The organism is Neisseria sp. P0019.S002 (genome assembly GCF_051957155.1).
GTDB classification, from domain to species: Bacteria; Pseudomonadota; Gammaproteobacteria; order Burkholderiales; family Neisseriaceae; genus Neisseria; species Neisseria perflava.
Genome location: NZ_JBQCWS010000003.1, coordinates 355092 through 366935, shown reverse-complemented (window position 1 = coordinate 366935; position 11844 = coordinate 355092). Strand labels below are relative to the sequence as shown.

Annotated in this window: 7 protein-coding genes; 6 read left to right on the top strand and 1 reads right to left on the bottom strand. The window is 46.4% G+C overall.

The genetic code is table 11. The features are described 5' to 3' along the window. The first annotated feature begins 9 nt into the window (after positions 1-9). From ACTHTY_RS07075 to ACTHTY_RS07060, 4 genes are all read left to right on the top strand, one after another. Entirely contained in the window at positions 10-693 is a 684-nt protein-coding gene (locus ACTHTY_RS07075) for a hypothetical protein (RefSeq protein ID WP_150538162.1), read from the top strand. Positions 694-1069: 376 nt separating this feature from the next. Beyond that, positions 1070-4015, top strand: a complete 2946-nt coding sequence (locus ACTHTY_RS07070; protein ID WP_440367039.1) for an RHS repeat-associated core domain-containing protein — start codon at positions 1070-1072, stop codon at positions 4013-4015. A gap of 31 nt (positions 4016-4046) precedes the next feature. Further along, positions 4047-4631, top strand: coding sequence for a hypothetical protein (locus ACTHTY_RS07065; RefSeq protein WP_004521126.1), 585 nt, complete (start codon positions 4047-4049; stop codon positions 4629-4631). Positions 4632-5080: 449 nt separating this feature from the next. After that, on the top strand, positions 5081-5443 hold the full coding sequence (locus ACTHTY_RS07060; RefSeq protein WP_440366998.1) for a hypothetical protein: 363 nt from the start codon (positions 5081-5083) through the stop codon (positions 5441-5443). Here ACTHTY_RS07060 and ACTHTY_RS07055 read toward each other — a convergent pair. Next, positions 5440-5850: a hypothetical protein gene (locus ACTHTY_RS07055; protein WP_440366996.1), complete on the bottom strand. Its 411-nt coding sequence runs from the start codon at positions 5848-5850 to the stop codon at positions 5440-5442. The two genes, ACTHTY_RS07060 and ACTHTY_RS07055, sit on opposite strands and share 4 nt — an antisense overlap. Before the next feature lie 326 nt (positions 5851-6176). Here ACTHTY_RS07055 and ACTHTY_RS07050 point away from each other — a divergent pair, with 326 nt between their 5' ends. Together ACTHTY_RS07050 and ACTHTY_RS07045 are read left to right on the top strand one after the other, a co-directional pair. Beyond that, positions 6177-8402: a DNA internalization-related competence protein ComEC/Rec2 gene (locus tag ACTHTY_RS07050; protein ID WP_440366995.1), complete on the top strand. Its 2226-nt coding sequence runs from the start codon at positions 6177-6179 to the stop codon at positions 8400-8402. Positions 8403-8717: 315 nt separating this feature from the next. Continuing rightward, a complete protein-coding gene (locus ACTHTY_RS07045) occupies positions 8718-11837 on the top strand; it encodes a M10 family metallopeptidase C-terminal domain-containing protein (RefSeq protein ID WP_440366994.1) in 3120 nt (1039 codons plus the stop codon). The last annotated feature ends 7 nt before the right edge of the window (positions 11838-11844 follow it).

Sequence of the window (11844 nt, the reverse complement as noted above, 5' to 3'; positions counted from 1 at the left end):
GAAATTTAAATGTCAAAATTACTTTTTACTTCTTCTAAAACGCCACATAGTATTGGTTATATTGGGGGAGGAGCTGAGCATATTCCGTTAGAATTATGGCCTAAAATTCCAAATTCTGATGCCTATCAAACGCATCTGTTTACTCTTTATCCCGACTTTTTACCTGAAAATGTATTTCCTCGTAGAAATTATTATATTTCTGTTTTTGTTTCCATAGAGGAGCATGCACTAGGAGGGGTGAAAGACTCTATTTCATCTAAATATACTGTTAATTGTCAGGATGATTTAATTTTACTAAATGATGGTTTTAGTTGCGCTGTCCTTTATGAAAGGGAACAAGCTATCAACAAGCAAGATTTAGGAAATATTTCTTTGGAAAGAAAATTTTTTGAAAGGCTTGATGAAGTTGATAAAGAAGCTGATGCAAAATACAACGAAGATGAACATTTATTCTTTGAAGATAATGGGATGGGATTGGATGTATCCAAAATTTTTGGTAATCCTTATTTTGAACAAGATATAATATATCTTCCTCCTAAGTTTAGTTTTTGCTTACAATTATTAGAAGAAGATATAGATAAAAAGTTACATATTTTCCAGAATGGTATTGGTTATTTTTATTATGACCAAAATATTAAGAAAAAACTTCTATCTGGAAGTCAAGCAGGTATTTTCTTTATCCAAAATACTTAATAATTAACATAAAACCTTCAGTTTCAACTTAGCAAGCCGTAGCCCGGACAAAACTTTCAGTCCTGACGTAGGGTATGTGCAGTACACACTCACGCGGTTTCTGTTTTTCAGACGACCTCACTATCTTCTTTGAGGTCGTCTGAACCATTTGTTCTTTAACAATCTCATTAGCAGTTAACATAGAGGTCGTCTGAAAACCGACTTTCAGACGACCTCTACCAAATCGCCTCTCCCGATGGCGGCGCACCGCCTTACTTCCGTCACCTTCAACGGCAAGGAATTGGTGCGCTACGACTACAACGGCTACGGTGATTTGACCGCCGTTTACGGACGAGACGGTAAAAAACTGCGCGGTTTCGCCTACCGCAACCACATCATGGTCGAACACAGCCAGCCCGACGGACTGGTGTCCCGCTACGAATACGACCGTTACGACACCGACGGCAAAGTGCTCAAAAGCAGCAACAACCTCGGCGAAGAATGGGCGTTCGACTACCGCAAAGACCATACCGTCGTTACCGACGCATTGGGGAGGACGGAAGTATACGGTTTCGACGAAAACCAAGAACTCGTCTACCGCATCGATGCCGACGGACAACGCAGCGACAGCGAACGCGACGACTACGGCCGCATTACCGTAGAACGCGATCCGCTCGGACGCGAAACCCGCTATCTCTACGATACCGAAGGCAACGTCATCGCCATCACCGCGCCGGACGGCAGCAGCACCCAAATCGACTACCACGAAACCCTCAACCTGCCGGTTGCCGTCAACGATCCCGCCGGCAGGATTACCGCCTATACCTACGACGGACGCGGCAACCTCGTCAGCATCACCGACCCCGCCGGTTACACCACAAGTTACGGCTACAACGCCCAATGGCTGCCCGAAACCATTACCGACGCCTTAGGCAAAACCCGACGCCTACACTACGACACCCTCGACCAGCTTGTCTGCTTTACCGACTGTACCGGCGAAACCACTCGTTTCGCTTACACCGAATACGGCGATCTCGAAACCGTTACCGATGCGCTGGGCCATACCACCCGCCACCACTACGACGCAGCGGGCAACCCCGTCCGTACCGACTATCCCGACGGCAGTCACGAAACCTTCGAATACGACCGCCTCAACCGTCTGACCGCCCACATCGACGGACTCGGTGCCAAAACCGCTTACGAGCTCGCAGTGGACGGACTGCCGCTCAAACGCACCAACGCGCTGGGCCATACCTTCGCCTACGCCTACGACAAAGCTCGCCGTCTGACCGTCCTCACCAACGAAAACGGCGAAACCTACCGTCTCGATTACGACCCGACCGACAACCTGATCCAAGAAACCGGCTGGGACGGCAAAATCACCGCCTACGGCTACGATGCCGCCGGACAACTGGTTCAACAGACCGAATACGGTCAAAGCACCGATAAAGGTCGTCTGAAAGACCGACCCGAGACTTGGCACATCCATCATTTCAAACGCAACATCCTCGGTCAACTGATCGAAAAACAAAGCCGCAAAGTGTCCCACAAAAACGGACAAAGCAAAGACGAAGGCATCAGCCGCACCCGTTTCGACTACGACCCCATTACCGGCAACCTGACCAAAGCCCGCAACCAACACAGCAGCGTCGAACTCGCCTACGACGGACTCGACCGCCTCATCGGTGAAACCACCGTCCACAACGGCCAAAGCGCCACCGTAGGCTACCAATACGACCCGCTGGGCAACCGCATCCGCACCATCCTGCCCGACGGCTGCCAGATTGATTACCTTTACTACGGCAGCGGACACCTGCACCAAATCAGCCTCGACGGCGAAGTCATTACCGACATCGAACGCGACAAACTGCACCGCGAAATCCAAAGGACACAGGGCAGCATCAGCAGCCTGTACGACTACGACCCCATGGGTCGTCTGAAAAGCCAGCGTACCGTCCGGAGCGGCACACAAACGCTTCACGGCAAACAAAATCCGCTGACCGGCGGCGCCGTCAACCGCCGTTACGCCTACGACAAAGCCGGCAACCTGATTCAAAGCGCCGACCAAAGAAGCGGCGTACTCAATTATGTTTACGACAAAATCGGACGGATTCAAGAAGCCCGCAACAGCCAAACCGGCCGCAGCGAAACATTCGCCTTCGACCCCGCCCACAACATCCTTTCCGACAAAATAGCCGAAGGGAAGGGCAAAGGCAGTAACATTAGCAGCGGAAACCGCCTAGAATCATACAACGGCATCGAATACACCTACGACGCCTTGGGCAACCTGATCTACCGCCAGTTGCCCGACGGCGAAAACCAATATTACCAATACGATTTAGAAAATCAACTTGTCCGCGCCGAAATCAAAAAGCCCGTCGGCAACACCGAAATCTGGACATACGCCTACGACCCGTTCGGCAGAAGGCTCTCCAAAGAACGCCAAGACAAACTCGCCTGGACGAGCACCGACCCCAAACGCACCCACTTCGTCTGGGACGGCAGCCGCCTGTTGCAGGAGTACACCTACAAAGGCAGCTATACCTATCTCTACACCGACCAAGACAGCTACGAACCGCTGGCGCAAATCTTTGATAACGCCAAAGATGGCAAACAATACCTCGCCTATTTCCACAACGACCAAGTCGGCATACCGAGGGAGATGACCGACATCCACGGCAATCTCTTATGGTACGGCGAATACACCGCCTGGGGCCGTCTGAAAAAAGACGGGCGGGTTTACAAGGATGCGCATCAGCCGTTCAGATTGCAAAACCAGTACTTCGATGAGGAGACCGGTCTGCATTACAACCTGATGCGGTATTACGAGCCTGAGGCCGGGCGGTTTGTGAATCAGGATCCGATTGGGCTGTTGGGTGGGGAGAGTCTGTATGCTTTTGCGCCAAGTACACAGGCTTGGGTTGATCCTTTAGGGCTAGCTAATTTATTTGATATAGGTACCTATGGGAGTCTTAATAGTAGTACTCATGTTGGAGATGGCTTACAAGCCCATGAGTTAATTAGGCATGAAGCATTAGTTCAAAATGGTTATACAACTAAAAATAATCGATTAAGCCAGAATCCAGCTATTGCTTTAGATTTGGATCATCATACAAGAGGGCCAGCAAAAGATACTAGAGGGATTGGTGGCACTCATTACCATGAAGCAGAGATTAGGCGTTCTCATTATGGTTTGGGTAGAAATCAAATGCATACTGATTTACATCGAGAGATTGATATTGCTCAAGGAGGATTGAGAAAAACGGGAACTCCTAAAGCTCAAAGAAAACGATTAAGAAAAGAAGCTAAAAAATTTCTTAGAAAATTGAAAAAAAACAGGTAAGAAATGTCCTTAAATTTTTAGGAGAATTTAAATGAAAAAAAATGGATACGTTAATTTTAACTTTTTAGATAGTAAGTCCAATATAAATGATATATTAGTTGGGCTAGATTTAGACTATTCAAATAAAGTGATAGCGCCAGATGGTCATGAGTTAGCATTGATCGCTTTCATACCGATTGAGAATTTATTAACTATTGCACCTCAATTTAAAACAGATTTTCAGGGGAAGGAATATAAAGATAAAGCAATTTACGTTTTTTCTTATTATGATAAAGAAGATTATTTTCTTGACTACATTACTGAAATTGACGATGCTATTCAAGGATACACGAAAGTTATCGTCGGAGATAAAAGTCAGTTCAAGTTTAACCTAGATGAATTTTATCCAATTAATCCTATTGAGAATTTAGATGAAATGAGTTTTTTAGGAGGACAACCTGAATATTTACAACAAGAAGGTGATGATTTTCTAGAAAAATATATTTTCATAGGTCAAATCTTAGGAATGGATCTACCTAAAGAAGTAAATGAAATTTTTTATTTAACTGAGAACATAGGATATATTTTTATAAATCGAGATCTATCGGGTGGATTATTCTTCGTACAAACGACTTAAACAAATATTTAATCATATAGTAAGTCATCTTCCACATGAAACGTTAAATTCTAGCAAGCCGTAGCTCGGACAAAGCCTTCAGTCCTGACGTAGAGTGTATGTTGCATGCACGCAGTTTCTGTTTTTCAGACGACCTCACTATCTTCTTTGAGGTCGTCTGAACCATTTGTTCTTTAACAATCTCATTGGCAGTTAACATAGAGGTTGTCTGAAAACTAACTTTCAGACAACCTTCATCTTATTTTGTCAAAATTCTGCGCACGAAAGGGTTTTCATATCATACTGCTGCCTTTGAAATAGAATAAAAGGCGTATATAAAATCATGTGGGAGAATGATTTCAGATACTAAACGGCAGGGATTAATTTCTAGGAAACAGGCAGCAAGACTGCGTAGAATTATTGGTAAATGTTCCTATTTTATTAATGTAAATATATTAGAAAGGGTTAATATGACCTACTTGATTAAGCCATATGAATCAATTGGTGATTTTGTATTTGGTACTTCTCTTGAGGAAATACAAGAAAAACATGGAAAACCAGCAAGAATGGTTGAAGATAATATTATGAATAATAAGGTGGAATATAGGAATGCTTGTGAGTTGGTTTATGAAAACGATAAATTGGTTTATGGATATTGCTTAAAAGATTCTAATCCCATATTAGGAGATATTGATATATTTAAAAATTCAATCGAAGACCTTAAAGCTATCGATTCAGAATTTATCGAAGGAAAAAAATATATTCTTTTTAAGAATCTCGGGATTTGTATAGGAGGTATGACAGGAAAAAAATTCCTGAAGGCAAGTTATTAATTGCATTTGATAAAAATCACTTTGATTTTTTTGAATGTTTTATCGAGGTGTAATCGAACTGTAGCCAATGAAACTTCCAATTCCGATGTAGAGCAAGCCGTAGCCCGCATGAAACCTCCATTCCCGATGTAGGGTGTGTGCAGAACGCACGCACGCGGTTTTTGCTTTTCAGACGACCTCAATACTTTCTTTAAGGTCGTCTGAACCATTTGCTCTTTAACAATCTCATTAGCAGTTAACATAGAGGTCGTCTGAAAACCAACTTTCAGACGACCTCTACTAAATCGCCTCTCCCGACGGCGGCGCACCGCCTCACCTCCGTCACCTTCAACGGCAAGGAACTGGTGCGCTACGACTACGACGGCTACGGCGATTTGACTGCTGTTTACGGAGCGGTATGCATGCATGCAGTTTCTGTTGTTCAGACGACCTCATTTCTTCGAGGTTGTCTAAAATATTGGTTCTTTAATAATCTGATTACTGATCAGCATCAAGGTCGTCTGAAACACAACTTTCAGACGACATTTGTTGTACCGTACTTAACCGCCGCTACGCCTACGACAAAGTCGGCAACCTGATTCAAAGCGTCGACCAAAGAAGCGGTGTCCTCCATTACATCTACGACAAAATCGGACGGATTCAGGTCATAAATTCTGCAATCAAATATTTGTCATAATCTACTAAAAGCATTTATTATTATATATCTAATAATCATAATTAAGGAAAAACGTTCATGGCGTGGCGGTTTGTGTTGCCTGCTTGGGTGGTTGGGGTAGTGCTTTCTTTTGCGTTACCGTTTATGCTGCCATGGTGGGTTTGGTTGTCTGTAATCATTGGCACGCTTGCGTTATGTCGAAGATTTGCTGTAGCTTGGTTGGTGCTGGCCGTCTGCGTGGGCATGGCGTTTGGAGTGTGGCGGACAGGGCTGGTTTTGGCTGCTCAATGGCCTGTGGGGGAGGCATCGGCTAAAGTTTTGACGGTTGAAGTGGCGGATATGCCGCGTGATGATGGACGGCGTGTGCAGTTTGCGGCAAGGGCTTGGGATGAACGTGGGCAGGCTTTTGATTTGATGTTGTCGGATTATCAGCGGCGCGATTGGACGGTGGGCAGTCGGTGGTCTGTATCGGCGCGGGTAAAGCCGGTGATCGGTGAAGTGAATGTGCGTGGTTTGAACCGTGAAACCTGGGCTTTGGCCAATGGCATCGACGGCATGGGTACTTTGGGGCGCGACAGGAAACTCGTGCGGCAAGGCGGCGGTTTCGGTTTGGCTAATATGCGTGATGCGGTAAGCCGGAGTTGGCAGAGAACGGCGGACAAATATCCTGAGTTTTCAGACGGCATAGGGCTGATGCGTGCTTTGAGTATTGGCGAGCAATCGGCGTTGCGGCCGCCTTTGTGGCAGGCATTCCGGCCTTTGGGACTGACGCACTTGGTCAGCATTTCGGGCTTGCATGTAACGATGGTGGCGGTATTGTTTGCCTGGCTGATCAAGCGAATTTTCCGTTATTTGCCGTGGATTCCGGCGAAACCGCGTGTGTGGATATTGGCAGGCGGTGTTGCCGGTGCTTTGTTTTATGCGCTTTTGGCAGGTTTTTCCGTACCGACGCAACGCAGTGTGTTGATGTTGGCTGCGTTTGCGTGGGCATGGTGGCGCGGCAGTGGCGGCTCGGGCTGGATGGCGTGGTGGCAGGCTTTGGCTGTTGTTTTGTTGTTGGACCCGTTGGCTGTATTGGGCGTGGGAACTTGGCTGTCTTTCGGTTTGGTTGCTGCTTTGATTTGGACTTCATCAGGCCGTCTGAAAGAGTCGGGCTGGCAGTTGGCTGTACGGGGGCAATGGGCGGCGACGGTATTGTCGGTGGTATTGCTGGGCTATTTGTTTGCTTCGTTACCTTTGCTCAGTCCGTTGGTTAATGCGCTGGCTATTCCTTGGTTTTCTTGGGTGTTGACGCCGTTGGCTTTGCTGGGTTCGGTTTTCCCGTTTGAACTTGTCCAGTTGGTAGCGGCATTTTTGGCGGAATATACTTTACGCGGTTTGGTATGGCTGGCTACGGTATCGCCTGAATTTGCCGTTGCAGCGGCGCCTGTGCCTTTGCTGGTGTTGGCGATGATGGCGGCTTTGCTGTTATTGTTGCCTAAAGGAATGGGCTTGAAACCTTGGGCATGTCTGGTTTTATTGGGTTTTGTGTTTTACCGTCCTGCCAAGTTGGAGGAGGGGGTGGCAAGAGTTACCGTGATGGATGCAGGGCAAGGTTTGTCGGTGTTGATACAAACGCGTAACCGCAATCTTTTGTTTGATACGGGAACGGAGCAAGTGGCGCAAACAGGTATAGTGCCGAGTTTGAACGCTATGGGTGTAAGCCGTTTGGACAGCCTGATTTTGTCGCACCATGATATTGACCATGACGGCGGTTTTCAAAGCGTATCGGCTGTCGGTACCGATAAATTGCTTGCCGGACAACCTGAGTTTTATCCGAATGCAGAGTTTTGCCAAGAAGACAAATGGCAATGGGACGGCGTAGATTTCGAGTTACTCAGGCCGTCTGAAAATTCCGGCAAGGAAGATAACGACCAAAGCTGCGTATTGCGTGTCGTAGCAAACGGCAAAGCCTTGTTAATAACCGGCGATTTGGGCGTGAAGGGCGAGGCAGGTTTGATTGAGAAATACGGCAATGCGCTGTATAGCCAAGTGTTGGTATTGGGACATCACGGCAGCAGCACGGCTTCGTCAGGCAGCTTTTTGCATACGGTTTCGCCGCAATATGCCGTGGCATCCAGCGGCTATGCCAATGCCTACAAACATCCGACTGTTGCCGTACAAAATCGTGTCCGTGCGCACGGCATTACTTTGTTGAGAACAGATTTGTCAGGCGCGTTGGTGTTTGCTTTGGGACAGGACGATATATTTCAAGGCCGTCTGAAAAAGGATAAGTTTTATTGGCAGAAGAAACCGTTTGAGTAAAAAGGCTAAAAGGCCGTCTGAAAGACTTTTCAGACGGCTTTAATATTTTTTATTGACGGGCATTATCCAAATTTTGTGTGAATCCAATTGTGGATAGTTTGGTTTGATATTTGATAATAAAGAACAAATTAATTGTGATGAAAAAATAGGCAGTATAAAAATAGGGGAATAATTACAAAGTCATTTTATAACTGTTGTTAATTTGATAAGCATTTTGAATCTGTTTGGCTGAATAAATTCACTTGTTTTTAGCTTGCTTATATAATCTAAACGCATTATTGCGCATTCAAATTAAATTTAACAAAGGGAAAAGAAATGGCTGAAACTCAAAACCAACCTAATAACGAAGAGTCCGTAGTGATTATCGGCACGCGTCGTGATGATGTGCTGTATGGCAGCTTGGGACACAATATTTTTTACGGCGGTTTAGGAAACGATACCTTTATTGTGAACAACAGGAATGACCAAATCATTGAAAGGTACGGCGAGGGTACGGATACGGTTTATACCCATACGACTTATACGTTGCCGAATTATGTTGAAAACCTGACGATGACCGGCCACGATAATATTTTTGGTTTCGGCAACAATTCCGACAACGTCCTTATCGGTAACAGCGGCAACAACCGTTTGAGCGCCGGACGTGGCAAGGATGTGCTTTACGGTGGGGCGGGTAATGACTTACTGCTGGCAGGCGATGATGACGACAAACTTTATGGTGGCGATGGCAACGATATTTTGCGTGGCGATCATGGCAACGATTATTTGGAAGGAAATGAAGGCGACGATGTTTTAGACGGCGGAATCGGTGCAGACGTAATGCGCGGCGGTAATGGCAACGATACATATTATGTAGACAGTCAAAACGATGTCGTTATCGAAGAAGCCAATGGCGGCATTGATACGGTCTACACAGGTATGACTTACCGTTTGCCGACTCATGTCGAAAACCTGACCTTGACCGGCAGCGGCAATTATTTCGGCTTCGGCAACCATTCCGACAACGTCCTAATTGGCAACAGCGGCAACAACCGTTTGATCGGAGGCCGCGGCAATGATGTGCTTCGCGGAGAGGCAGGTTATGACTTGCTGTTGGCGGGCGATGGCGACGACAAACTTTACGGCGGTACCGGTAACGATATTTTGCGCGGCGATGCCGGTAATGATTATTTAGATGGCGGCGAAGGAAATGACACGCTTGAAGGCGGTAGCGGAGATGATACTTATGTATTCCGCCGTGGCAGCGGCCATGATGTCATTTCAGACAATTTGGGCCATAACAGCATTCATTTTGAAGGTTTGAGTACGAAGGATATCAGTCTTACTACTCGTCCAAGCGCCAGTAATCCTGCCCTTAAAGATTGGGTATTTACGATTCGTGAAACAGGCGAAACGCTGACCCTTAAAGAGCAACACAAGACCTATTCATCTGTATCCAAGTATAAATTCGCGGATAAGGAAATGGATGTTGCTGAAATCTTCAAATATCCTGAGCACGATGCCAGCGAAGACAGCGTAACCATGCGTGTGCTTTATAAAGATGGTCACGCCGTCACACATGCCGCCGAACAAGTGCAGCATCTTCAGACGTCCTCTTTGCAGTATTGGGAAAATATTGCCACTCAAAAAAGAGCCAATGATATTGTCCGACCCAGTGCTAAACAGGCGCAGCATTCTATTTTTACCAAAGACAGTGATGGCGACGGTTTGGTCGATGCCATTGACCGCCATCCGCAGGAGTGGAATGTTTCCGAGCGCGATTTGCGGATGTTCTCGTCGTTGGTTTATGAATCTTCATATGATCTGCATGCTTTATTTACAGGTAATTATTGGTGGAATACGAGATATGCTTCTATTGTCAAAGATATTAACAGTAAATATTTTATCAATCAGGCTAATATCTCTGAACTGACTGGGGAATGGAAATTGCTTAGGGCTGATAGTTTGGGAAGCGGTTTGGATTATGCGATTTTCGGCAATTCGAACAAGAAGGGCGGTTGGGAAAATGTCGTGGTAGCGTTTAGAGGCACGCAGGCTACCAGCATTGAAGATGTTTTAGCTGATTTGAAAATTGCGGACGGTAAGTTGCCGGAGCAAACCAAATATTTGGATGATATTGCCCGTTATATTGATACGCTTCATGCCAAAAATGTGTATTCGACCGGACATTCGTTGGGCGGCTATCTTGCAGAATACTTTGCCGCACATACCATGCAACAGCGTAATGATTGGGCAAGTGATTTCAAACGCAGCAGTCTGTTTAATCCGGCTGTTTTGAATGTGGACAAAGCCTCGCCTGAAGCCTTAAAACAAGCACGAGATATGGCCGATAAAATGGCGGAAACACAGATTACAGATGACTCCGATACAACACAGGCACGCCATCTGTATGAAACCAATTCGTATGTAATCAAAGGCGAATGGGTTGGAGATGGTTTTTCAGGCAAAACAGGTGCGGGTATTGGTGCATTTTTGGGAGGGCTTGTTTTTGGGCCATGGGGCATTGCAGCAGGTGTACTTGCAGGTGCTGCTGCGTCCCAAGTTCATAAAGGATTGGGCAGATATCCGAAAGCCAAGGTTTTGGATTTTAAAAGCGGCGATGTATGGGGCAAACACAATATGACCAGCTTTTATGAGTCTGATACCAAACTTGAACAATACTTCTCCCAAGGTAAACGTATTGACAAGCATTACGACAATCTTTATTTGAAGGATTCTGACCAAGACGGTTTTTCAGACGGCATTGAAAACATATTTGGCACCAGCAGCAACGATGCCCAAGAAACGCCATATGCAACCGGTACCTCTGCCATTTATACCGATGACCGACCCATGCTTGCTGTGGTTCAGACAGAGGATGCAGCCGGTAACATCTTGTCGCTCAAAGGCGTGGAAATGACGGCGCACCAGCAGGGCGATAAGATGGTGTATGCGGCAAACGGTAATGAAATCGACTTGGGTAAAAACGGCTTTGATTGGTCGGTCAGCATCAGTGGAGACAGCAAAGGCGTAGCGGCCTTGCATGGCAGCGCGGCTGACAATGTATTGAAAGGCAGCGATGGCAATGATTATCTGGCAGGCGGGCTGGGTAGCGATACCATTGTTACCGGCGAGGGTAGAGATACGGTGGCATTTACTGCATGGGATGTCCGCGAGGGCAAACTGGATCACTTGTTGGATTTCAATCCAGTCAAAGACAAGTTGGATTTGAGCGCTATGCGTCCGCTGCTCAATGAGAAAGAAAGCCAGGTCGGCTGGGCGGATTTGTTTGTCCGCGATGTGGATACATTCAGCCCCGACCGCTCGTATCTTGTGTTCAACAGCGCTCAAAAAACCTTGGCGTATCGGGGCGCAGGAGCTGAAAGCAGCACAGAGTTCGCACGTTTCTACAATGAAGATGCTGCGCAGCTGACAGCCGCCAATATTATCGGCTGATGGTTGT

Coding starts and splice junctions, on each gene's coding strand:
- ACTHTY_RS07075 (WP_150538162.1), top strand. CDS start 10: ATGTCAAAATTACTTTTTACTTCTTCTAAAACGCCACATAGTATTGGT.
- ACTHTY_RS07070 (WP_440367039.1), top strand. CDS start 1,070: ATGGTCGAACACAGCCAGCCCGACGGACTGGTGTCCCGCTACGAATAC.
- ACTHTY_RS07065 (WP_004521126.1), top strand. CDS start 4,047: ATGAAAAAAAATGGATACGTTAATTTTAACTTTTTAGATAGTAAGTCC.
- ACTHTY_RS07060 (WP_440366998.1), top strand. CDS start 5,081: ATGACCTACTTGATTAAGCCATATGAATCAATTGGTGATTTTGTATTT.
- ACTHTY_RS07055 (WP_440366996.1), bottom strand. CDS start 5,850: ATGCATGCATACCGCTCCGTAAACAGCAGTCAAATCGCCGTAGCCGTC.
- ACTHTY_RS07050 (WP_440366995.1), top strand. CDS start 6,177: ATGGCGTGGCGGTTTGTGTTGCCTGCTTGGGTGGTTGGGGTAGTGCTT.
- ACTHTY_RS07045 (WP_440366994.1), top strand. CDS start 8,718: ATGGCTGAAACTCAAAACCAACCTAATAACGAAGAGTCCGTAGTGATT.